The following is a 24,474-nucleotide window of genomic DNA, read 5'->3' on the forward strand; positions in this document are numbered from 1 at the left end:
TAATATATGAAATTTATAATAGTTTAAAAATAAAATGTTAATTGCTAAAGTTTATTTTTTCCGCACCTATTAAAAAATCATCTGATTTAAATATATAAATATCTCTGGAACCATTTAGCTCCATTTCGATGTAATTCTTTTTTTTATAGTAATCATCAACGTTAAATCTGAAAAATATCCTCTTTGCATCATTTTCTTTTAACTTTTTTACAAGATCATTTTCATGGGCTGAAAATAGATATCTATAAATTTCCCCTGGAAAATCATTATAAAGATTGTATGAGGTTAATATATACCTCCTTTGATCATGATTTAACAATCCAAGGTCATAATGTGATATCTCATTTAAAAGTCTTGCGTATATTATTGATATATCAGGTAGATATATGTATTTTTTAACATCGGTCTTTTCAAATTTATAATCACCGGGCTCACCCCTTATTATTAAATTCCTGGGAAGCATGACCGCAGAGCTAGCCGATAATGAAAGATCCATCGAATAAACGGTAAGCCTGTTTAACTTCCCATTTATTGATATATATTCCTTTTCGCCAGGTATAATTATATTATCCCATGACATCTGCGGCGGCAGATCGAATGCATATTTATTTTTATATTTTGATATAATCTTTAATGGATTTGGTATCAGCTCATTTACCGTTCTTTCCATTGAGGATCCCGGCCTTAACGGATCTGAAAATATTATGCCGTCAAACTCTTTCAAAAAATTGTTTGCGTCGCCATTTATAAATTCAGCCTTTGATTTATATGGTATTTTATTCAACTCAGACATTAAATATCTGTTTTCATCAATCTCTATTCCTGTAACATGCGAGTTCATGGAAAAAAAGATGTCCTGCATACCGGCACCGGATCCAAGATCCAGTATATCATTGTTTTTTAACCTTTTAGAGCGGTAAATTCCAGGAATTTCAGGTGTTGAATAGCTTGCCGCATACTCATCAAAAAACAGCTCGTTATATTTTGAGAATTTACCTGAAACCTTTATTCTTGATTTTGCTATTTCATAAATGTATTTATCATATTCATTTCTTATTATCTTATTTTTAGCATAACCAGATCTTATAAGGTTAATAAAATGCTCTGACCTTAAATTGACCCTGTATCTGAAATCATCATCAAGGCAGAGCCTTAAAAAATCAACCATCATTTTCCTAACTGTTCAAGTGTATCAAGAACTCTATTTATCTCCATCATTGCAGGACTTCCAAACATTAAAACCGCTATGTATGCAGCCTCCATGATCTCATCCTTTGTGGCACCTGCCTTTAGTGCGTTATTAACATGATATGAAACACACCAGTCGCATTTTGCCGCTATCGATAATGATATTGCAATTAGGTTCTTTGTTTTTGCATCAAGTGACCCTGGGGACATTACATAGGACATAAATCCTATAAATGATGATTGAACCTTTGAATCGTCAGAGCCAATGGCGTTCATAACCCTTGTTACCTCTTCAAGCTTCTTCTTTGCGTCCATGTTGAATAATTGATTATTTTTATATAACAATTTTGAAACGTGCAATTATTCTTATTATTAATCTTTTTATAACGCTTATAATTATCATGCCATGGTAAGGGCTATAATAACAAATGCACCTAATGGTGGAGTTAAAATAGAAAATGTAAACATCACTGAACCTGAGCATTATGAGGTAAAATTAAGGCCAGTTTACACAGGTCTTTGCGGTACTGACCGTGGCGAGGTCCTTGGCAATTTATCTTTTGCCTATAATGAGCCTGGATACAATTATCTGGTCCTTGGCCATGAGGCAATATGCCAGGTAATAGAAGCATCTGAAAATCCATACAAGATAAAACCCGGTGACTATGTGGTTCCGGTTGTAAGAAGACCAGGCAAATGTGTTAACTGCAGGATAGGCCGTGAGGATGACTGCTCAGACGGTGATAAACATGAGGCTGGCATAACAGGCCTTCATGGCTTTATGCGTGATTACTTCTATGATGAGGCAAAGAACCTTGTTAAAATAAATGATAAGAACATGGTAAAGGTCGCTGTTTTAACAGAGCCAACGAAGAGCGTTATGAAGGCCTTTGAGGTCTTTGATACAGTTTCAAAGAGGAGCATATTCCAGGGAGATGACTCAACAAATCTGACAAAGAACTGTTTAATAATAGGTACAGGCAGTGAGGCCTTTCTCTATGCCTTTATGGCAAGGGAGTACCGTTTCAACGTTTTTATGACCAACAGGCATCCAGTAGGTGAGGAGAAATTATCCATAATATCAAGAATAAATGCTGATTTTTATGATTACACCAGGGAGGATCCATTAAAGGGCATAGACCTTTTAATAGATACAAGCGGCGACCCTGGAACAATATTTAGATTTGTAAGGAAGATGAATTACAACGGTGTTGTAATACTCTTTGGAACAAATGGAAGGGCACCTGCGACGTCAATAGATGGTGAGGATATCGATTATATAATTGAGAGAAATATAAGCCTTGTTGGCTCAGTGGACGGAGCAAAAAGGCATTACCTCAGGGCAGTTGAATACCTTGAAAAATGGAACTACTCAGAAGGATCTGTGATAAACCGTTTGATAACAGGTGTCTTTGAACCTGAGGATGTATCAATATTTACAAAGAAACCCGAGAACGAGATAAAAAGTGTTATCAAGTGGTCATAATGATTATAGACGGTGTTAAAATATCCGAGACAAAGATGGAAAGGCTTAAAAATGAGATAGAAAAAATAAAAAATACCGGAATAAATCCAAAAATGAAGATTATTTTAATAGGAAACGACTATGGAAGCATTGTTTATTCAAAAGCCAAGATGAGGCGTGGCTCAAAACTTGGAATAGATGTTGATTTAGATAGATACGATTCAATATCCCGGGAAGATCTTATTAAGCTTTTAAAAAGATACTCTAAAAGCGATGATATCCATGGAATAATGATAGAAACACCAGTACCTGGCATAAATTACTATGATGTTGTAAATGAAATACCATTCTACAAGGACGTTGATGGCATGACGTCTTATAACCTTGGAAACCTTTACCTAAAAAATGAGTTCATTGCGCCTGCAACAGCCAGGGCTGTTGTTGACATTCTTGATTATATAAATATAAAATCCGGTAATGTTGCAATAATAAACAGATCTCCTGTTGTTGGCAGGCCCTTATCAATGATGCTGTTGAACAGGGACTTCACGGTTACAGTATGCCATAGCAAGACAGTGAATATAAAAGAGATAACAAGGTCATCAGATATCGTTGTTGTTGCCGTTGGAAAACCAAACTTCCTTGATAGATCCTATGTGTCAGATAAAAATATAATTATAGATGTTGGCATAAACTATCTCAATGGAAAGACATGCGGTGATGCAGATTATGAAAATATAAAGGATTATGTTAATGCAATAACGCCGGTGCCTGGTGGCGTCGGGCCGGTTACGGCAACAGACATCTTTGAAAACTTTATTAACGGCCTAAAATACCAGATAAAGGGTTAAAACAAAAACAATAATTTATATTATTTATTATATATACATGTCGCCATCAGATCATCTTGCAAACAAAAGAACCTTTTTATCATGGGTAAGAACTGGAATAGCATTAATGGGCTTTGGTTTTGTCATAGCAAAATTCGAGATCTTTATACATATATTAATAAAGAGCAGCATATCAAAATCAAGCATAATCCCCGGGGAGATAATGATTGTAATTGGAATAATAACAATAATTTACGGCCTTTATGAATATTTGCAGAATGAAAAGGATCTCAATGAAAACAATTACAATTCGAGAAATCTCGAATCCATTGTCTTTTCATTTGCAATAATAGCAATGGCAATCGTGCTATTACTATTAATAATTTAAATTTATTTAGAAATGATTTAAATTTATTTGGGTCTGCCCCTTAATACTATCTCCCTGAGCTGTTTTCCGACCTGTTCCTCAAGCGAATTGTCTATATTAAGCATCATTGATTCAAGGTTCTTTGAGCCCTCGCCGTATTCCTCGATCCATTCCTCCGCGAATTTACCGCTCACTATGTATTCAGCCCTTTCCCTCATTCTTTTTCTTACATCATCGTTTATTATGTATTTTCCAGTTGTTAAGCCTCCGTACTTTGCCGTGTCAGATACCGCACGGAGCATTCCAGAGATTCCCTTTTCAAAGACCTGGTCAACGATGAGCTTCATCTCATTTATGGCCTCAAAATAGGCCATTTCTGGTTTGTATCCCATCTCAACCATGATATTGAATGTTGACCTCAAAAGCTCGGTAATGCCACCGACCAGGTCAAGCTGCTCACCTATAAGATCTGTTTCAGTCTCCTCTTTAAAAGTTGTCTCTATTGCACCAGCCCTTAATGCACCAAGGGAATATGCTATTGAAAGTGCCTTTTCTTTTGATCTCCCGGAAACATCATTTGCCACTGCTATTAGAACAGGAACGCCTCCTCCCCTTTCATAGAACTCCCTTACACTTGGTCCGGGTGCCTTTGGTGCGACCATGTAAACATCATGATTCTTTGGATTTATCAATCCGTAATGCACATTAAATCCGTGGGCAAAGACGATGTCGGCATCATCCTTAATATCGTTCATTATATTTTTATAAAGCTCCCTCTGCGCCATGTCCGGTACAAGAAAGATAACAGCATCGGCATCCCTCACGGCATCCCTGCTTTTAAGCGGTTTAAAGCCATCAGCAACGGCCTTTTCCCATGATTTACCCTGCCTTTCAAGTCCGACTGTTACATTTAATCCTGAATCACGCATGTTAAGCGCCCATGCACGTCCCTGGCTTCCGTAGCCAAGCACTGCTATCTTTTTATTCCTCATTAGATTCTCCTTTAAATCATTCTCAGTGTAAACCTTCTCCAAGAACCTCACCACCTGAATATGTTAAAAGGATGTTGTCATCGCTATCCAGTATGCTAACACGCTCAACATCTACCATCTTGCTTAGATTGTATATCGAATATGCAAGATTATCAGAATTATCCGATGAAACCGTCATCTCTATGATGCAGTTCTCACCAGATCTTCTGTAGCAGAGCCTGTCAAGATCAATCCAGAGCCGCCTGAAGTTTGCGGCCGTCCTCTCTATTATACCAGGATCACGGTAGCTTGCTATCACCATTATTCTTTTTTCTTGGATCACTTACTATCATCTCCCTTAATTTACCGCCAGGCGGTAGCGTCGGAAGCGCCAGCTCCTCTTTATCGACAGGAACCCTTATAACAGCAGGCACATCCTCCTTTATTGCAGTTTTTATGGCATTTTTTATATCATCATAATTTTCAACATCAAAGCCAAGGGCACCAAAGGCCTCAGCGTATTTAACAAGATCCGGAGAATTTCCATAGTCAACACCAACTATACGTTTATTCTGGAACATGTCCTGAACCTGTCTCACAAGCCCAAGGGTTCTGTTATCATTTACTATTGCTATAACAGGTATATTATAATCAACGGCAACTGCAAGATTATTTCCTGTCATCAAAAAAGAGCCGTCTCCATCAAAATCGACAACTATTTTGTCAGGCCTGCCAACCTTGGCACCTATGGCTGCAGGCAATCCAAAGCCCATGGTTCCCATGCCGGTTGATGAAAAGAATGACCTTGGCTCAAGATTTTCCCAGAAGACCTCTGCCCACATCTGGTGCTGGCCAACACCTGTTGTCATTATTGCATCCCTTGGAAGCGATTCCCTTATTGTTTTTAATATCTTAAACGGTTTTAATTTTCTATCCTCTATATAATAGAATTTTTCATAGTAATCTTTAAGCTCTTTTACCCTTTTTGTCCATTCGTTTTTATGTTTTAATGCGTGCTCAGGTATATTTTTTATCATCTCTTTTAATATCAGCTTTGAATCGCCCTGTATGCCTATATCTGGTTTTATACCCTTCATGAAGTCCCCGGGGTCTATATTTATTTCTATGAACTTTTTACCGGTCTCTGCCATCTCATTATACGATGTGAACGTTCTATCACTGAGCCTTGCCCCGACAACAAGCATGACATCGCTCTCAAGGGCAGCCATGCTCGCTTCAGCCTTTCCGTAATAACCCATTGCACCCAAATAAAGCGGATAATCGGCAGGCATTGATGATTTACCTGGAAGCGTTGATACAACAGGCATTCCAAGCATTTTTGATAATTTTATCACCTCATCGGTGGCACCTGACCATGCCACGCCGGTACCAACAAGCATTATGGGTCTTTCAGCATTTAAAAGAAGGGATAATGCCTTTGATATCCTGTCCCTGTCAACTATTGTCCTGAAGGGTTTATAATTCAATTTCCTGTTTAATGATTTTAAATCATCTATTTTTGTGTTCTGTAAATCCCTTGGTATGTCAACGACCACGGGGCCGGGCCTGCCGGTGGAGGCTATGTAAAATGCCTTTTCTATCCAGAACGGTATCTCATCAACAGATCTTAGCTGCACGGTGTATTTTGTTACAGGAAACATTATTCCCGGTGTGTCGGATTCCTGGAATGACATCTTTCCTATTGATGAACTGTTAACCTGGCCTGTTATTGCAACAACCGGCGATGAATCCTGGTATGCTGTTATTAGTCCTGTAACAAGGTTTGTTACGCCAGGACCGGATGTTGCAGTGCAAACACCAGGAAATCCAGTGGCCCTTGCATATGCATCGGCAGCATGGGCGGCGGCCTGCTCATGCCGCATCAGTATGTGCCTTAACTGCCCGCTCTCAACGTCCTCCAAAAAAGCATCGTACACAGGCATGTTGTATAATCCAGGTATGCCAAATATAGCCTTAACACCCTGCTTCTTAAGCGATTCAACTATCAAACGTGATCCCATCACAGGGACCACCCCTTAAAAAAGCCGTAGATGTTAGATTAACCTTTTCGCCATGGAGTGATATTGTTAAGCAATATTTAAAATTATTCATTTTATATTTTAAGTTAAAAACAAAATTTTAAGGTCTTTTTAAATTATAATAAAATGTTTAATATTACAAATATTAATCATCTCACGTTTGTATAAAAATAGTAATATCTGTATGAATTACCAGTGCTTATATACTTTCTTATAAAGGCCGGATTGCCGAATATATTAATAATCCCATCATCCATTATAAAATTCATGAGGTATTTGCCCTGCATTTTTGATATTAAACTATTTAACGTTTTGTATGAATCTATATCAAAATCATACCATCTTTTACCATTGTATGGTGGATCTATGTAAAAAAATGTGTTTTTACCATCATATTTTTTTATTAAATACTTATAATCAAGGTTTTCAATAATCCATGATGATATATTAATTCTCAAATTTTCCATGTTGTTTATTATCCTTGAAACAAGGTTAAATTTTGATTTATCATGTTTTATGTAGGTATTTCCCTGGCCGCCAAATGTTGTGTTTAATAAATAAAATGTTTTAAATGCCCTCTCCACATCATTTTTACCCATGGAATCTATATTATATTTATAATAATCAAAAACCTCCCTGTTCTTTAATGTTTTAATCATTTTATAAAGGTCATTGTATTTGTATTTTAATGTTTTAAAGAGATTTACAAGATCCATGTTTATATCATTGTATATCTTTTCACCTGCATCGAGGTTTAGCAGAACTATACCTGAACCACCGAATACATCAACCAATCTTGAGCATGATGACCTGTTAAAAACGTCTTTTATGTCATTTAAGAGAGAGCCCTTTGATCCTGGATATTTTATTAATATATTCATCAAACATGAATATCATTTAAAAATAAATCTTCTTTCAAAAGATTTATCTATTTTTTACATTATTATTAATTATGGAGAAGATACTAATATTAACAGGTGATGCCGGAGAATCCCTTGAGGTGATGTATCCATATCAAAGATTAAAGGAGGAGGGCTATGAGGTTCACATAGCCGCACCGGAAAAGAAAAAGATACAGCTTGTTGTTCATGACTTTGAGGACGGATTCGATACCTACACGGAAAAGCCAGGATATAAAATAGATGTCGATCTTGCTTTTAGGGATGTAAGACCTGAGGAGTATATTGCTCTTGTTATACCTGGTGGCAGGGCCCCGGAATATATAAGAAACGATCCTGATTTTAAGAGGATTGTAAAATACTTCTTTGAGAAGAACGAACCTGTTGCTGAGCTATGCCATGCTCCGCTTGGGCTTGCGGCTGCAGGCGTTTTAAATGGCAGAAAAACGGCAGCCTATCCTGCACTTGCGCCTGATGTAACAATCGCCGGTGGTGAGTTCGTGGATGGCGCGGCTGTTATAGATGGAAATATTGTGTCTGCAAGGGCCTGGCCGGATCATCCGGAATGGATGCGTGCATTTATAAAAATGTTAAGGGAGAAAAACAAATCATAAATTTTTTATTATAATATCGATAAAGGTCTATGAATGTTTTAATTCTTGGCATTGATGGTTATATAGGCTTCCCACTTGCCCTAAGGTTTTTATCAATGGGATATAATGTTTACGGTGCAGATAACTTTTATACAAGGAGGCGTGTAAAGGCTGTCGGTTCTGATACAGCGATACCAATAAATACAATGGACATTAGATTAAAAAAGATAAGGGAAAAAACTGGGAAAAGCATTACATTTTTTAAGGGCAACGTTTCAAATCCACAGTTCATGTATGATATTATAAAAAAATCATCCCCGGATGTCATAGTGCATCTGGCGGAGCAGAGATCCGCGCCATATTCAATGATTGGTTTAAGGCAGGCAATAGAAACCCTTGATAATAATATAAACAGCACAATGAATTTAATCTATGCTGTAAAGGATATAAAAAGGGATGCTCATATAATAAAGCTTGGCACCATGGGTGAGTACGGAACACCAAATATAGACATACCTGAAGGCTTTTTTAATATAGAGTACCATGGAAGAAGAGATTATCTGCCATTTCCAAGATCCGGGCAGTCATGGTATCACCTGAGCAAGGTGCATGATACAAATAATCTTATGCTTGCAACAAAAATATGGGGTTTAACAGTTACAGATGTAATGCAGGGCGTTGTTTATGGAACAAGGACAGAGGAATTGAACGAATATAAAATGACAACAAGGTTTGACATAGATGAAACTTATGGTACAGTATTAAACAGGTTCGCCTCACAGGCCGTTCTTGGAATGCCTTTAACGGTATACGGCGCCGGCAATCAAAAACGTGGGTTTTTAAGCCTTGAGGATAGCATAACATGCCTTTCACTGATAGCAGAGCATCCTGAACCTGAAAATTACAATGTAATAAACCAGTTTGATGAGTATTATTCATTGAATTATCTTGCAGAAAAGGTCAAGGAAAAATATGAGGAGATTTATAATAAAGATGTTGAAATATCACACATCGATGATCCAAGAATAGAGCTGGATGATCATTACTACAATCCTGAGCACAAAAAATTGTATGAACTTGGATTTAAAAGCAGGGTAAAACTTGATGATGAGATATATAATATTATGAATGATTTGAATGAAAACAGGCTTAGATTATTAAGGCTTAAAGATTCCATCATGCCGAGGACATTCTGGAAGTCATGATATTTTTATATGTTCTTTCCAGGATCCTGTAATATGATTCCGATGTACCAACACTGATCCAGTCATTTCTTTTTATTTTAATATATCTTGTTTCAATGCCTGTTTTTATTGTTTTATCTATTGCGGAAGTTACATTGCTATCCTCAATAAACTCAAAGATTTTAGAATTTAGTATATAAAACGCGGTCATTGCATTTCTTCCAATATAATTTTTCGGTTTTTCAATACATGTTATAACATTATTATTTTTTATTACTGCTATTCCATAATTCTCTGGATTTTTTACAGGCATCAATGCAAGCACCTGGCACCTGCAATCTAAATGCATTTTAACTGCGCCGGCCAGCAGCTGATCTTTTATTATTAGACCATCACCGGCGTTTAGTATAAAAAATCCCTTTAAATATGGTTCTGCAAGTCTTACCGCGTTTCCGTATCCAAGCGGTTTTTCCTGGTATATAATCTCTGTTTTATAATCCAGGGATCTTACATAATCTGCAGTGTATGAATCATTTTTATTAAGAACAAGATAAAATTTTTTTACCCTGGCATTGAGATCCAGGCTGTGCATTATCTCATCTATTATTGGTCTTAGAACGACATCATTATCTCTGAATGAATAAACAGGCAGCATCTCCTTTCTCATATTTCTTGGTAGCTTTGCCCTTGTTCCAAGACCTGCTGCTGTTATTAGTGCGTCCATGAGCTGTTATTAAATTGATATATTAATTTATTATTAAATACAAAATTGGTTATATATACGCTTTGAATACATATCTGTGTCATTAATAATTGATTTTCTTAAGGTGTTCATGCCGCTGCTCGTTGTTATTGATCCGTTTGGCAGCCTGGCAATCTTCGTATCAATGACGGCAAGTTATAATAAGGATACAAAATTATCAATTTCAAGGGATGCTGTACTCTATGGTGGAATGATATTAATCATTTTTGCAGCCCTAGGGGAGATAATAATACAATTTTTTGGCATATCAATAGAGGCGCTTGAAATTGCCGGTGGTATAATATTACTATTAATGGGTATAGAGATGGTGCGTGAGGGTGCAAAGCCAGAATCAAGCTCTGGCAGCAAGAACCTTGGCATAGTGCCATTTGCAACACCACTTCTCGCAGGCCCTGGTGCAATATCCCTTGTTATAATATTAATGAAGGGCTCATTAACAACAAAGATATTTACAATAGTCTCAATTTTAATAGTTCTGGCCCTGGTCTACATATTTTTCATATTTTCATCAAAAATACTCGAGATCCTTGGAGAGAAGATAATGACGGCAATAACAAGGATATTCGGTCTTTTACTTGCAGGCTTTGCAATACAGTACTTCCTTGACGCCCTAATATCGCTTGGCCTCATAAAATAATTTAGTAATAAATATTTTTTTTCTATACATTTATATACTATATGAAAATACACAACCATGGAGCAGAAGTGGGTGGCGCTTTCGAACACAACGATAGGCCAGCTCATGGCAACAATAAACACAAGTATAATTGTTGTTGCCCTGCCACCTATATTCCGTGGGATACATTTAAATCCACTGGCCCATGGAACCTTTCCATACCTTTTATGGTCAATTATAAGTTACATGATAGTTATATCCGTGCTTCTTTTAACAATAGGACGATTAAGTGACATGTACGGCCGCGTCCGGCTTTTTAACCTTGGCTTTCTTATATTTACCATTGGTTCAATACTGTTATATGTACTCCCAGGAACCGGCACAACAGCGGCCCTCGAGCTAATAATCTTCAGGATGTTTCAGGCCGTTGGCGGCTCATTTCTGATGGCAAACAGCTTTGCAATTATAACTGATAACTTTCCGGATGATGAAAGGGCATTTGCATTATCAATAAACAGTGTTGCATCAATCATTGGCGTGAGCGTCGGCGTTGTTGCTGGAGGCATATTATCAATAATATACTGGCGTGACGTCTTTCTAATAAGCGTGCCCGTCGGAATCTTTGGAACTGTATGGTCATTCCTAAAATTAAAGGAAACATCGCCAAGGGTAAGGCATAGAATAGATCTGCCAGGGAATATAACGTTTGCCGCAGGCATCGTTTTAATTCTCCTGGGCATTACATACGGTATAGTTCCATACAATGCATTTCCAATGGGCTGGGAGGATCCATATGTTGTAATTTCAGTATTTTTGGGCCTTGCACTTTTAATACTTTTTATATACGTAGAAAAGCATGTTGACAATCCAATGTTCAGATTGGACTTCTTTAAAAACACTGGCTTTAGCATAGGAAACTTCACAGGTTTTGTATCAGCCATGGGCATGATGGGCCTAATGTATATGTTAACAATACTATTCCAGGGTGTCTGGCTTCCAATACATGGTTATCCTTATTATATAACACCATTCTGGGCAGGCGTTTACATACTTCCAATGACAATTGCTATGGGGATCTTTGGAATAATTGGTGGAAGAATTGCGAACAGGAATAACATAAGACTTTTAACGTCCCTTGGCCTTTTTATATCATCATTTTCATTTATACTTATAGCCTTTCTACCGTACGATTTTTCATATCCGGAGCTGGCATTCTACCTTGTAATATTCGGCATAGGCTACGGTCTTTTCAACGCACCAAACATCTCTGCAGTGATGTCATCTGTTCCAGGGGATTCCAGGGGCTCGGCATCAGGGATGCTTAACACCATGAGGAATCTTGGATACACTGCAAGCATGGGTTTGTTCTTTTCAATTTTAATATACGGTTTATCATTATATCTCCCGGGAAGCATAAAAACACATTTAAACTCAATAGGTGCATCCTCATTATCATTGTATATATCAAAGATGCCCGCGACCGAGGCTCTTTTTAGTGCCTTCCTTGGTATAAATCCTGTGCCGTCGATACTTAGCACGGTAAATAAGTCTGTGCTGTCAAAAATAGAAAAATCAACGATATTATATATATCAGGTAACACATGGTATCCGCATGTTCTTGCACCTGCCTTCGGATCATCATTTTCAATGGTCTTTTACATAGCATTTGCAATAACCCTGATAAGCGGAATAATCTCGATATTTAGAGAGCCACTGAATTATAAAATAAAAAATTCATTAAGATCCAAGGAATATGTAAAGAAATAGGCACCATAGCAGACCATAGAATATATGCATTGAATAGTAAAAATCTGTTGATATTAAATCATAATTTTCATAAACGTATAGATGCAGCATGAATATATTCACCGGAAGGCTGAAGAGCAATAATATCAAAAAACCTGCCAGAATTCCTATTAATATACTCTGACGGTAGTTTTTCGGCCTCAATTTTATATAATATGATATCAGGGCTGCAAAAAAACCTACTATTGAACCGACAAGGAAGTGCATTAAAAGACCTGTGATCTCGCCATCCAATGAGCCCAAATGAAATAATCTTTCACCTATGGCCGTAAACTGGTATCCCAAGGCCTTTTTATCAAAAAGATCAAAGATGTAAAACATTATGGCTTCGAATATCGCCGATGTGAATCCTGCAGGTATTCCCTTTATGGAATAAATTTTTACGTTTTCCGTAATTTTGTATACACACATTTTATTTAAATGCTTTTTAAATTTAATGCATAAAATTATATTATAATTATACATCATTTTTACATGAGATTTGACATAGGAGACTGGTTATCATCGCATCACGCTTTTTATAATCTAAGTAATAGCGGCATGTATGGTGTTGTTGATCTAAAGAAATATTTTAAGAACTATGATGCGGTTCAGGAATCGGCCTTTATAAATGATATAGCCGCCCTTCACGGAATAGATGAAAAGCGCATTGTTGTAACACATGGCGCCACGGAGGCACTGTCACTGGTACTATTTCATCTAAGGCATCTAAAATCGTTTAATGTTAGATTACCGGAATATGAGCCGATCTATAAGGTTCCGTTAATGCTTGGATATGATCATGGCGATGCATTAAATCTATACAGCATGCTTAACAACCCAACAGGATCGATGCCAGAGATAAAAAACAGGAACAATATAATAGATGAAACATTTCTTGAGTTTGATAGAGAGCTATCATTCTCAATGAAATATGATGGTTATATAATAAATACCTTCACAAAGGTCTTTGGCGGGGATGACCTTAGACTAGGATACATAATATGTCCTGATAAGGAGAATGCGAATCAGATAAATGGCTATAAAGGTCTATTAACAGAGCCCGTTTCAAATATTAACACATCGATAGGCCATTATATATTAAAGGACCATGATTCAATAGTTGATTATGTAAGGGGCATTGTCGAGGAAAACAACAAAATTTTATTTAAAAACATGGGCCACCTTAAATTTTACAATGATATAAAACCATTAAGATCGCCTGTTGCATTTATAGATTATTCATACTATTTAAACGATGATTCGATGGATTTTTCAGAAAGACTTTACAGGGCTGGTTTTACACTTGTACCTGCTGATTTCTTCGGCCTGAAGGGAACATACCTTAGATTATGCATGACAAGACCAAACTTTCAGGAAAGTTTTTCCAAATTCATGGAGTTTTTGGAAAAAAATTAAATTCATAATTTCGGATTTTTATTTGTATACATCTCAACATTTTGTTCAAGGCTTTTTCTGTTTGTCTCTGGAGCCATGAATATTGCTATAATAAGTCCAATAAATGATGCAACTGCAAAAACCAGAAGCGAGTGAAATACCGGGTAAAATGGAAAGATTACTATTCCAAGTATTGCGCCGGCCCTTGATGCGGCAGTTGCTATACCCTGAACCGTTGATCTTACATCTGTTGCAAAAAGCTCTGTTGGATAGAATAATGTAACGGCGCCAACCCACTGCTCGAAGAGCACGAACAGAAAGTAAAATGGAACAGAGGCTATTCCTGATATCTTTATTATGCTGCCAAGGGATAATAAAAGTGTCATGACAAAGAAACCAAATATTGTTAAGAATCTTCTGCCTATTTTATCGGCAACGGGTAATGCTATAACATAGCCCAGCATTCCGCCTATTGATATAATCATTGATATCTCGGCTATCGACCTGAAATTATCCCTGAAACCAAGCTCGCTGAATATTAATGGATAATAGAAGCCAAGGCCATATGCGGCAACATCAAATATGAACCAGGCGGCAACAACGAATATTAATGTGAAATAGAAACCATGGACCCTTTTTACCGTTTTACTGCTTTTTTCCACATCCGAAACGCCAGATATATCTTTTAATACTGATTCAGCATCCCCTATCTTCCCCTTTGAGGCGAGCCATCTTGGGCTTTCCGGAACCTTTAATCTAAGCAATATCAATGGCAGTGCTATTATACCTCCTATTATAAATGTGTACCTCCAGAAGTCTGTAAAAATAACAAAGATATAGTTCATAACAGCAGATATGAATGCACCAAGCCAGTACATGCCAACCATGCCCAGTAAAAGCCTGCCCCTTGAATTCTTTGGTGAAAACTCGGACATCATTGTTGAACTTATTGGGTAATCACCGCCTATGCCAAAGCCCATTAAAAGCCTTGATATAAACAGCTCATAGAAGTTTCCTGAAAGGCCTGCTGTTATTGCAAAGACCACAAAGAATAACAGATCAAGGCCAAAGATCCTCTTCCTGCCTATCATGTCGCTGAGCCTTCCAAGAACGGGTGCCCCAATGAGCATACCTATAAATGATGATGTATCAACGTATATCTTCTCATAGAATCCAAGGTGCAGCTGTGAAGGTATTACAAGCATGGCCATGGTTATTATCGACAGATCATAGCCATCGAGAAAAAGGCCCAGTGATGATAGATAAAACATTCTTCGCTGAACCTTCCCAAATCTTCCATTATCCAGGGATTTAAACTCATACATAATAAACACCGGCATGAATGGAAACCCGTATGGGGGTTTCAGCTATAAAAATCATTACCAATTTATATAACTGTAATTTTTCAAATTATAAAAAGGTTTTTTAAATCTTTAAACTAACAGGTTTTTTAATAATTTTCCTGGTTTTTACCTCAACAATGCCTGATGATGTTATCCTGTAATACGGTAAATTAATTGAATTTAGAAAAAGCATTGAATAAACAGGGTCATCAAATTTATATCCGGAACCCCTCATCGTGCTGCGGAATTCCTCCGTGATGTTTCTTACATCATCACTGTGCTTATCTGACATTATGCCAAGTATTTTGAGCTCAATTCTGATATTTTTATTGCCATTGAATACAATGCCGCCATTTTTAATTACCTCTTTTAATGCCTTTTTCATTAAATCATGTGATGACCCAATAACAATGTAAGATCCCTCTATATTATATGAGCTTGCAAGGGCATCAAAGTGGCCCATGCCATGGATATTTGAAGATACAATTCTTTTAAGATCCTTGGTTATTAAATGTATCTCCATTGAATCCTCCATTTTATATTTGTTTAAATCCATGATAACCTGATTTCTCATAAAAAGCGTTTCATCACTACCGTTGAAATTTATCTTATTAATATCAATATTCCTGTTTTTATATAGCATGCCATAGCCCTTCCAGTCAGGCGGATCAAGTTTTACCTCTTTATCAATGATCTTACCATCAAGCATTAAAAATACAGGTTCTGGATTGTAAAGATCCCTTATAAAATTCATGTCCGCCAGCCTTCCCGGGGCTATGCCGCCATAAATGCCATCGATATTGTAATAAACCGCAGGATTTAGGGATGCCATGGAATAGGCATCAAATGGATTTAGACCTGCCGATATCGCAATCTTTATTAAATCGTCCATACCCATGTAGTCATTATAATACGGGCTGCCGTCATTTGTAAGCATGAGCCTGTTCAATGGAAGTTTCTCATCAATGATGTATTTTAATTCATCCTTTAGATCCTTTCTTATAGAAGAATATCTTAAAAAGACATGGTATCCAAGTGATAGCCTTGTTTTAACATCCTCGCCGGTAATGGCCTCATGATCAGAGGTTATCCCCGCAGCGGCCATTCTGTTTAAAGTGTTTTTTGATGCACCTGGATTATGTGTTTCAATTCTTTTGCCAAGAAACTGTGAATTATAGATATTTTTTAACATGTTTTTTTCCATGTTTATTATATAAGGCCATCCTGTTATTTCACCGGCCTGTAAAACATAATCATCATTTAACAATTCTTTTATTTTAATATAACTGAATTTTTCCATGTCTATCATTGATTGTGAGTCGAGCCTCACAGACCAGAAATTCTTTACAGGCAGTCTTCCCATAAATCGCATAAATCTTTTTATGTTTTTTAAGCCCATTTTTATGTACATCGGCAGGTCATCGCTGATCACCATTGATGTGCCGTGCCTGATCATAATCTCATTAAATGTAACTGGATTGTATATTTGAAATGGATGTGCATGCCCCTCTATATATCCAGGTGCAATTAAAAAATCATTTTTTATTATCCTTGTATCATTATTTTTTAAAGGCATCTCATCTCCTATATATGCTATTCTTCCTGACGCTATTGCTATATTTCCACTGGATATTCTTTTAGTGTAAATATCAATGTAACTTGCATCCTCTATTATTAAATCTGCGGGCTCATCAAATTTAGAAACCTTTATTATTTTATAAATGTCCTTTAATGAGGGTTTTCTTGAGGCAATTATCATAAAAATGTTATAATCATTTGATATTTTTATATTTTTTAAAAGCATTAATGATAATACATTTTTATGAACTCATACGTATGCTTTATTGCAAGGAAAAAATTATCGATATCTATGCTCTCGTTTGGTGCATGTGCCCTTGAATGCTCATCACCGACGCCTATGGCACTAACAGCGTCTTTTATTTTTAAATATCTTGTGAAAAGACCCATGGGCTGTGTTCCCGGACTGTTTATTATTATAACAGGCCTGATTTTATAAACGGTTTCAGCTGATTCTATCATGGCCCTTGATAAATCACCATCCGGTGATGTTCTAACAGGATACTCGGCACCAAGCATTTTTACAGTTCCCTTGAAATGGACACTATCAAGCTTGTATAATATGTTCCTGTATATACTATTTGGATCCTGATCTGGGACAAGCCCCATATCAATCTTGGCCACGGCCCTTTTTGGTATTATTGTTTTTGAGCCTTTACTGGAATAACCGGAGGAAAAACCATCAATATTGAACGTTGGCTCTGTGAAAAGCGACATTGCATACTCATAGCTGCCCTCCTTTTTTAAATTATCCACACCAAGGCTCCTCTTTATATTTTCCATATCAACAGGGTACTCCTTTATAATATTGATCTCATCCTCTGTTAAATTTCTTATATCCTTGTAAAAGCCAGGTATTGTTATGTCAGTGCCATCAGATAATGCTGATATTGCCTTTATAATCTCCATTGCCGGATTCTCAACAACAGGTGCCATTGATGAATGCACATCACTTGAACCTATCTCATAGGATAATTCTATATAAAGAAGGCCTTTAACACCAAGGGATATAACCGGTCTAGAACCCATCAGTGTGCCACCTTCCATTATTAAAGAATCGCCATTTATAATATTCTTGTTGCTTTTTATAAAATTCTCAAGGTTTGGGCTTCCTATCTCCTCCTCACCCTCGTATAGAAATGTTGTACTTACCGGTATTTTATCCTTTAATGCCTGGTATATGCCAATAAGTCTTGCTATAAGCGTTCCCTTGTTATCAGAGACGTCCCTGGCATAAAGTCTTTTGCCAATCATCATTGGATTAAATGGGTCCGTTTTCCACTCATCTAGAGGATCAGCAGGCTGCACATCATAATGATTGTAAATAATTATCCTGCGTGATCTGCTGTCTATTCTGCCAATTACGACAGGATTTCCAGTACTCCTTCTTATTTCAGAATTTATTCCAAGGTCATTTAAAAGATCCTTTAAATAGGATGCCGTCTCATTTATACAAGAATTGCCTGCCGAAACAGATTCAAGTCTTAAAAACTCATTAAGTATGCCCAGTGATCTATCCCTTAAATCATTTGAAATTTCCATGTATTTATAATATTATTGCATTAAAGACCTTTTCTATGCTATGATTTTACTCAAAATACAAATTGTTATTATTAATTCAAAATTAAATATTTTCTATTATATTTTAAAAATATGGTTCAAAGAATATTTATTTTTTCACAAAATAGTTAAAAAGCGTTTAAATATAATAAATAATTTATCTTTTCAATGAAATACGAATCAAAGGATAATTTTGACTCCGTTATTAAAAAGATGCACGAATCAGTAACAAGGCACGGCATGAGGATTATATCAATAATAAATGTAAGGGAAAATCTTGAAAGATTTGGTTATAATATAATGAATAACATGATATTTGAACTTTCGAGACCGGATCTTGTTTATTCATTAATAAATACTGACCCAGATATGACAATAATACTCCCTGTAAGAATATGCGTTTATGAGTTGCAGCATGCTGTTTACATAATAACACAGGATGTTAAGGAAACACTCGAAAATACAGGCTTAATAAAAATTGGTGATGAAATAGATAAAATAATTAACGAAATAGCAATGGATTCTATTTAAAATTAATTATAGTTTTCAAATAAAGTATTTTTTTTGGAAATTAATTACATAAAATGAAAATATTTTATATGGTTATATATTATATTTAATATGAAGGCACCAGAGTAATATAAAGGTAAACAACGAAAGCCATGGGTAATTCCAGTGGTTATCGTTGTTGTTATAATCGTCATAGTTCTCGGTGTTTACTTTGGTTTAGTCTATCATCCGCCTAAAAAGGTGAAGACAATATACTTTTATACATGGTGGGCAACGGATGGCAAGGTGGCTCTTGATAAGGAATACGCAGCATTTGAAACCTCGCACCCAGGATATGTTGTTAAAAGCGAGTTGAAACCTGGCGCTGCCGGTACCGAGGCAATTTATGCAATTCTCGCTGATATAAAGGCAGGGCATCCTCCTGATTTATTCCAGTCCCTGTTTGGTCCGCAGGTTCTTAGCTATATAGAGGATGCACCAAACGGTGCAAAGGACTTTGTAAACATGACGCCGATAGCAAAAAGCACTGGATTATATTCAAACGCTGTTACACAGGTTTTAATGGCCGGTACATTTAATGGCACAATGTTTTCATTGCCTGTGGACGTTCACAGATGCAATGAGCTTTACTTTAATCCACAGGTATTAATAAAGTATAATCTGCCATTTCCGGATAATTTATCTGAATTAATATCAGACAGCAGGGCACTTGAAAGCCATGGCATATATGCATGGGCCGTTCCAGGCGATGACGGTGGCTATGATCAAACAGTTCTCTGGGGAAACATATTTCTATCCGTAAGCCAGAACACAACAATGTACGATGAATTAAATTACGGAACATTGAATCTGAGCAATCCAAAGGTTTTAAATGTATTAAATGAAACGAATGAAATATTCCAGGAATTTGTTAGTGATGGATATCCTGGGGAGAGCTCACAGACATGGACGCAGGCAGTTCCAAAGATTATCTCTGGAAAGGTCGGCTTTGAGGCTGTTATAAATTCGTACTGCAACTATGCATACGATTTTGATAACACAACAACATATCCAAATGCGGCACCTTACAATAATACATCGTACATAATGAGCCATGACATAAAATTAATGTCAATGCCATTCCCTGGAACATCGAGGTATTATATAATACTGGACGATTCAATAGTTGTGCCAGCAGGACCAACACAGAACGAGGGATTAACATTCGCAGAATACTTTTCATCATACTCCGGACAGCTGGTTTTCACAAAATGGAAGGCAGTTACATTCTATAAAAACATAACAAATGATTATTACAACACACCAGGCCAGTGGTACAACTATGAATCATTATTAAACCACTCAAGCAATGCGCATAGCTTCCTGTACCAGCTATCAGATGGTGGCTTCTTTGCAGGGCCATACGCAGATCTTGACAGTGCATTCCTTGCAACAATATATGCACATCCAAATGTAAATGACTCATCGGCAAGGGCTGCATTTGTATCAGATCTAAAATCAACACTTGCAAAGGAAAAGAGCGACTGGTTAAAGGCAAACAGTCTTGGCTATGGCTTCATGGGCACATTAAGCGATCCATTCGGTGGATACCTGCCGCCATGGGTAAACAATACATCTGCCTCAGTCATAACATCAAATGCAGTTGCAGACAATTCAAATGTCAATTCAACCAGTGCATTCAATGGAAACATATATTCAACATTAATGGAATTCCTTGATAACGTAATAGCGGAAGTTAAATATTAAAATTATACTTATCTTATGTAAGTATATATTTTAATTAAATAAGTTTTTTATTATTATTTCATTATTTTTTAATATTTACAATGAAATAATTCTAATTAGGTGATAAACCTGAATAAAAAGATAGCGGTACTGCTTGTTGTGCCGATACTGATTGCAATGGGCGGTACATTTGCCTTTTCAGCATTCTCCGGCTCATCAAGCATAACAGTGAATAGCACCGCCGGGCATCTAACATGGGAGCTAAACGGAACATTGATAAAAACGAATGCAAACAACACACCTATAACAGTGATAGGACCCAATGGAATGATATATGAAATAGGCGTCGCAGAGCCATACCATGCAGATAATGGCAAATATAATTTACTTCTTGGCTCGGTGAAATACACAACATCAACTGTGTATAACTTCAGGGTAAACGTTACAAACCTTGCACCTGGAGAATACTTTGAGATACAATTCGTGGTATATAACTCAGGCACTGTTGGTTTAATAGCAACGCCAACAGCATTAATGAACACAACATCATATAATGCAACATATGATGATCCACCTGCACCACCTCCAGCACCTCCATCCGGACCAACACCTCCTCCATCAAAATCACCAGCACCTCCGTCTGCAATGCCAATGTATAAAATAAATGCAACACAGGTGGCAGAATCACAATTCATGAGCGCCCTTCAATCATACACAGGATATATATACAATCTATCATACTCAAAGAGCACCGGCGTTGGCGTTTCATTGAATCCATCAGGCATGGCAGTCCTCGATCTATGGGTTGGCCTTGGAAATTCAAACGGTAAGGATGTAAATTACTATCAGAACTCAGATATGACACTCACGTTTTCCATAGATGTTATATCTGATCCATAAAATTAATTTATATTTTTTATTTTGTTGTTACTATAATCTCATCGCTTAATACCATTATTGTATGCTCTGCCTGCGATATGTAAGAATTTTTATGCTCCTTCAAAACAGGAAACGCTGATATATACCTTTCATTTAGTTTTTTCCTTATATATTCCTTATAGTCAGGCATAAGCTTTGCGACCCAGCGTTCGGCGAATGGTATTGTATTGAAATTTTTGTATATCTCCTCATTTTTATCTATTCTTGTCTCCTCGACTATGTATATATTACCAGGCATGCCGTTATGTATCATGCCTATGCCGGTGCTGGCAAATGGCTCAACTGCTATTACCTTATCTATTTTTAAACGCTCGCCGTTTCCATCGTTGTAATTCGGTATAAATATCTCTGAATGTAAATCATATCTGTTTATTCCATGGCCACCAAGGTTCTTTATTGGATTAAACCCATAGGAATTTATTGTATCGGCTATTGTATTTCCTATATTATATAATTCAATTCCAGGTCTTATCATTTTTATTGCATTATTTAAAGCCTCCCTGGTTGCATCTATTAAATCAGAGAACTTTCCAGTGTTTCCGACCTCAACCGTCGTTGCATTATCAGACATGTATCCGTCAACCATTGCACCAAGGTCAACCTTTACAAGATCACCGGTTTTAAACTTCTTTTTATCATTTTCGTAAGGTGTGTAATGTGCAGCCTCATTGTTTATTGAAAGATTTACCGGAAATGATGGAAGTGCACCATTATCCCTTATAAATGCCTCTGTTTTCTCAGCAACATCGTAAAATAATGCCCCAGGCTCTATCAGGCTCTGTGCATAGTCAAGCGCCATTTTTCCTATCTTTCCAGCCTGGAGGTATTTTTCCTTTACATCATGATCCATGGATGCTTATTCAATGATCATTTATTAATTTTCTATGGGCTGTAAAAGCGCTTTATTTTATTATATGTATCATCGTCAAGCAGATTCTTTAGCTTCTTTAATGTGTTTTCATAATTGTAATTAAATCTTTTAAACAAAAACGAGTTATCCCTTGAGTCATATAATAAATACGATGGCATGTAATTATTATCCCTTGGCTGGCCTGCACTTCCTGGATTTATTATTTTATTTCGGTACATCATCATGAAGTGCGTGTGGCCAACCAGTATAAAATCATATTTTTCCATAAATTCCCTTTTTTTGTATAACATTTCAGCCTCGGTTGCAAACAGGTATCCATTTAGGTTGTTCATCGGGCTTCCATGGGTGGCATAGAATCTTTTATTGTCTATATTTATCTCAGCATAACTTTTGAAGCCCTTTATGTAATCTATATCGTTTTTTCCTAGAAGTTTCATGCTTATTTTCTCCCTGGTCCTCTCGCTTAGATCGTGCATATCAAAAGAGCACATGCAATCCTGATTATATGCAACGGCATTATCATGGTTTCCCATTATATTGATATCGCTGTTCTCTCTAAGAAAATCTATGACTCTATCAGGTTCAGGCCCATAATCAACGGCATCACCTAAAAAGATCATCTTATCATAGCTTTCATTTATAGAGCTTAATGCATCGTAATTACCATGTATATCAGATATAATAAGAATTTTCATATAACCTTATTAATTGTTTCTTATATTAATCTTGGGTATATATTATATATAAAAAATGCATCATTTCTTATGAATTTCGGCTTCTTTGTAAATCCACTGGCAGGCTACGGTGGCATGATAAATAATAAGGGCTCTGACAATTTAAAAATATCAGACCCTGGGGCCTCTGTATCAATAAAGATCGCAATGAAATTTATTAAAAACATCCTTGATGAGGACAATTTTTATATACCATCATTGTACATGGGAGAGGAAATATTTAAATCAAGTGGCAGGGATAATTATAAAATTATATACGAATCAAAATGGCCGAGCTCAAGGGATGACACATTAAATTTTTTAAATAAACTGAAAGATTTCGATGTAGATTACATAATCTTTGTAGGTGGTGATGGAACCGCCAGGGACATTGTTTCATCAAATATTAAAAAACCTGTTATAGCCATACCTGCAGGTGTAAAGATGTACAGCTCAATCTTCTGCATAAATGTTAACCATGCAATTGACCTTTACATGGATGTTCATAAAAACGTTGAGTCAATGGATTCTGGGGTATACGATATAGATGAGGATGCATACAGGTCCGGCCTTTTAAAGATAAAATATTTTGGATCATTAATGGTACCGGTTTCAAATAACATTGTTTCATCATCAAAGGCCGAGTATAATAACGATGATGCATACGATATAGCAGAGTACATAATTGAGAACATGGATGATTCATATTATATAATAGGGCCTGGCAGAACATGCAAAATTATAGTTGAATCGCTTGGTTACAAAACAAATATTCTTGGTTTCGATGTAATAAAAAACATGAAATTAATTAAGTATGATGTTGATGAGGAATTTTTGTATAATATCTCATTGAACGGAAAAACAAAATTAATAATATCGCCAATAGGAGGCCAGGGCTTTGTTCTTGGCCGCGGCAACAAACAGATCTCTGGCAGGGTTTTTGATCTAATTGGATTTAAAAATTTGATTTTAATCTCGGATAAGAATAAAATAAATAATATTAAAAATCTGTACATAGATATTGATACATCGCTTGAAATACCAAAATATTTAAAGGTTATAACAGGTTACGGCATTTATACTTTGAAACGTCTAATTAAATGACATTCAAAAGATTTTTTATTTAAGTTTCATTCA

At 36.4% G+C, this 24,474-nt stretch carries 25 protein-coding genes; 12 read left to right on the forward strand and 13 right to left on the reverse strand.

All coding sequences use genetic code 11. The annotated features are described in order from the left end of the window. Positions 1-37 precede the first annotated feature (37 nt). On the reverse strand, positions 38-1,171 hold the full coding sequence (locus B8780_RS05945) for a class I SAM-dependent methyltransferase (protein WP_084272991.1): 1,134 nt from the start codon (positions 1,169-1,171) through the stop codon (positions 38-40). After that, on the reverse strand, positions 1,168-1,503 hold the full coding sequence (locus B8780_RS05950) for a carboxymuconolactone decarboxylase family protein (protein ID WP_011177870.1): 336 nt from the start codon (positions 1,501-1,503) through the stop codon (positions 1,168-1,170). Before B8780_RS05950 ends, B8780_RS05945 begins: the two co-directional genes overlap by 4 nt. Positions 1,504-1,594: 91 nt before the next feature. Between B8780_RS05950 and gdh2 the strand changes: the two genes are divergently transcribed. From gdh2 to B8780_RS05965, 3 genes are read left to right on the forward strand one after another with little or no spacing between them, the layout of a single operon-like run. Further along, positions 1,595-2,674, forward strand: a complete 1,080-nt coding sequence (gene gdh2, locus B8780_RS05955) for a glucose/galactose 1-dehydrogenase (protein ID WP_084272992.1) — start codon at positions 1,595-1,597, stop codon at positions 2,672-2,674. After that, positions 2,674-3,504 (forward strand): bifunctional methylenetetrahydrofolate dehydrogenase/methenyltetrahydrofolate cyclohydrolase FolD, encoded by an 831-nt coding sequence (gene folD, locus B8780_RS05960; RefSeq protein WP_084272993.1) that lies wholly within the window; start codon positions 2,674-2,676, stop codon positions 3,502-3,504. The genes gdh2 and folD overlap by 1 nt, the downstream gene beginning before the upstream one ends. Before the next feature lie 37 nt (positions 3,505-3,541). Beyond that, on the forward strand, positions 3,542-3,871 hold the full coding sequence (locus B8780_RS05965) for a YidH family protein (protein ID WP_084272994.1): 330 nt from the start codon (positions 3,542-3,544) through the stop codon (positions 3,869-3,871). 23 nt (positions 3,872-3,894) lie between these two features. Here the strand turns inward: B8780_RS05965 and ilvC are convergent, their stop codons facing one another. The 4 genes from ilvC to B8780_RS05985 form a co-directional block, all read right to left on the reverse strand. Further along, entirely contained in the window at positions 3,895-4,893 is a 999-nt protein-coding gene (gene ilvC / locus B8780_RS05970; protein WP_084272995.1) for a ketol-acid reductoisomerase, read from the reverse strand. Continuing rightward, the gene (locus B8780_RS05975; protein ID WP_153274225.1) at positions 4,865-5,164 is read right to left on the reverse strand and encodes a hypothetical protein; all 300 of its coding nucleotides are present in this window, start codon (positions 5,162-5,164) and stop codon (positions 4,865-4,867) included. Before B8780_RS05975 ends, ilvC begins: the two co-directional genes overlap by 29 nt. Then, a complete protein-coding gene (locus tag B8780_RS05980; RefSeq protein WP_084272997.1) occupies positions 5,121-6,842 on the reverse strand; it encodes an acetolactate synthase large subunit in 1,722 nt (573 codons plus the stop codon). The genes B8780_RS05975 and B8780_RS05980 overlap by 44 nt, the downstream gene beginning before the upstream one ends. Before the next feature lie 167 nt (positions 6,843-7,009). Further along, positions 7,010-7,741, reverse strand: coding sequence for a DNA adenine methylase (locus B8780_RS05985; RefSeq protein WP_084272998.1), 732 nt, complete (start codon positions 7,739-7,741; stop codon positions 7,010-7,012). A 71-nt stretch (positions 7,742-7,812) separates the two neighbouring features. Here B8780_RS05985 and B8780_RS05990 point away from each other — a divergent pair, with 71 nt between their 5' ends. Both B8780_RS05990 and agl3 read left to right on the forward strand, forming a co-directional pair. Further along, the gene (locus B8780_RS05990) at positions 7,813-8,373 is read left to right on the forward strand and encodes a DJ-1/PfpI family protein (RefSeq protein WP_084272999.1); all 561 of its coding nucleotides are present in this window, start codon (positions 7,813-7,815) and stop codon (positions 8,371-8,373) included. A 29-nt stretch (positions 8,374-8,402) separates the two neighbouring features. Then, a complete protein-coding gene (gene agl3, locus B8780_RS05995) occupies positions 8,403-9,557 on the forward strand; it encodes a UDP-sulfoquinovose synthase (protein ID WP_011177879.1) in 1,155 nt (384 codons plus the stop codon). Here agl3 and B8780_RS06000 read toward each other — a convergent pair. Next, entirely contained in the window at positions 9,529-10,260 is a 732-nt protein-coding gene (locus B8780_RS06000) for a sugar phosphate nucleotidyltransferase (protein WP_084273000.1), read from the reverse strand. The genes agl3 and B8780_RS06000 overlap by 29 nt on opposite strands. 76 nt (positions 10,261-10,336) lie before the next feature. Here B8780_RS06000 and B8780_RS06005 point away from each other — a divergent pair, with 76 nt between their 5' ends. Both B8780_RS06005 and B8780_RS06010 read left to right on the forward strand, forming a co-directional pair. Then, a complete protein-coding gene (locus B8780_RS06005; RefSeq protein WP_052266632.1) occupies positions 10,337-10,936 on the forward strand; it encodes a MarC family protein in 600 nt (199 codons plus the stop codon). A gap of 57 nt (positions 10,937-10,993) precedes the next feature. After that, on the forward strand, positions 10,994-12,682 hold the full coding sequence (locus B8780_RS06010) for an MFS transporter (RefSeq protein WP_084273001.1): 1,689 nt from the start codon (positions 10,994-10,996) through the stop codon (positions 12,680-12,682). Here B8780_RS06010 and B8780_RS06015 read toward each other — a convergent pair. Then, complete coding sequence (locus tag B8780_RS06015; protein WP_153274130.1) at positions 12,653-13,132, reverse strand: hypothetical protein; 480 nt, start codon at positions 13,130-13,132, stop codon at positions 12,653-12,655. The two genes, B8780_RS06010 and B8780_RS06015, sit on opposite strands and share 30 nt — an antisense overlap. Positions 13,133-13,195: 63 nt before the next feature. Here B8780_RS06015 and B8780_RS06020 point away from each other — a divergent pair, with 63 nt between their 5' ends. After that, positions 13,196-14,119: an aminotransferase class I/II-fold pyridoxal phosphate-dependent enzyme gene (locus tag B8780_RS06020; RefSeq protein ID WP_153274226.1), complete on the forward strand. Its 924-nt coding sequence runs from the start codon at positions 13,196-13,198 to the stop codon at positions 14,117-14,119. 2 nt (positions 14,120-14,121) lie between these two features. Here the strand turns inward: B8780_RS06020 and B8780_RS06025 are convergent, their stop codons facing one another. The 3 genes from B8780_RS06025 to B8780_RS06035 form a co-directional block, all read right to left on the reverse strand. Continuing rightward, on the reverse strand, positions 14,122-15,423 hold the full coding sequence (locus B8780_RS06025; protein ID WP_236719398.1) for an MFS transporter: 1,302 nt from the start codon (positions 15,421-15,423) through the stop codon (positions 14,122-14,124). Positions 15,424-15,523: 100 nt separating this feature from the next. Next, positions 15,524-17,200, reverse strand: a complete 1,677-nt coding sequence (locus B8780_RS06030; RefSeq protein WP_161939687.1) for an adenine deaminase C-terminal domain-containing protein — start codon at positions 17,198-17,200, stop codon at positions 15,524-15,526. Positions 17,201-17,244: 44 nt separating this feature from the next. After that, complete coding sequence (locus tag B8780_RS06035; protein WP_084273005.1) at positions 17,245-18,561, reverse strand: M20/M25/M40 family metallo-hydrolase; 1,317 nt, start codon at positions 18,559-18,561, stop codon at positions 17,245-17,247. Between the two features lie 186 nt (positions 18,562-18,747). On the opposite strand from B8780_RS06035, the gene B8780_RS06040 reads away from it, so the two are divergent. From B8780_RS06040 to B8780_RS06050, 3 genes are all read left to right on the forward strand, one after another. Beyond that, positions 18,748-19,110: a DUF302 domain-containing protein gene (locus tag B8780_RS06040; RefSeq protein ID WP_011177888.1), complete on the forward strand. Its 363-nt coding sequence runs from the start codon at positions 18,748-18,750 to the stop codon at positions 19,108-19,110. A gap of 144 nt (positions 19,111-19,254) precedes the next feature. Next, positions 19,255-20,835, forward strand: coding sequence for a glucose ABC transporter substrate-binding protein GlcS (glcS, locus tag B8780_RS08235; RefSeq protein ID WP_201788787.1), 1,581 nt, complete (start codon positions 19,255-19,257; stop codon positions 20,833-20,835). 99 nt (positions 20,836-20,934) lie between these two features. Further along, positions 20,935-21,714 carry a hypothetical protein gene (locus B8780_RS06050; RefSeq protein ID WP_084273006.1) on the forward strand — a complete coding sequence of 260 codons (780 nt, stop codon included), beginning with the start codon at positions 20,935-20,937 and terminating at the stop codon, positions 21,712-21,714. A gap of 16 nt (positions 21,715-21,730) precedes the next feature. Here the strand turns inward: B8780_RS06050 and map are convergent, their stop codons facing one another. Both map and B8780_RS06060 read right to left on the reverse strand, forming a co-directional pair. Then, positions 21,731-22,603, reverse strand: coding sequence for a type II methionyl aminopeptidase (map, locus tag B8780_RS06055; RefSeq protein WP_084273007.1), 873 nt, complete (start codon positions 22,601-22,603; stop codon positions 21,731-21,733). 32 nt (positions 22,604-22,635) lie between these two features. Further along, entirely contained in the window at positions 22,636-23,319 is a 684-nt protein-coding gene (locus B8780_RS06060; protein WP_084273008.1) for a metallophosphoesterase family protein, read from the reverse strand. 69 nt (positions 23,320-23,388) lie between these two features. Between B8780_RS06060 and B8780_RS06065 the strand changes: the two genes are divergently transcribed. Next, entirely contained in the window at positions 23,389-24,441 is a 1,053-nt protein-coding gene (locus B8780_RS06065) for an ATP-NAD kinase family protein (RefSeq protein ID WP_161939688.1), read from the forward strand. Positions 24,442-24,474 lie beyond the last annotated feature (33 nt).

It is taken from the genome of Picrophilus oshimae DSM 9789, assembly GCF_900176435.1.
In the GTDB taxonomy this organism is placed as follows: Archaea; Thermoplasmatota; Thermoplasmata; order Thermoplasmatales; family Thermoplasmataceae; genus Picrophilus; species Picrophilus oshimae.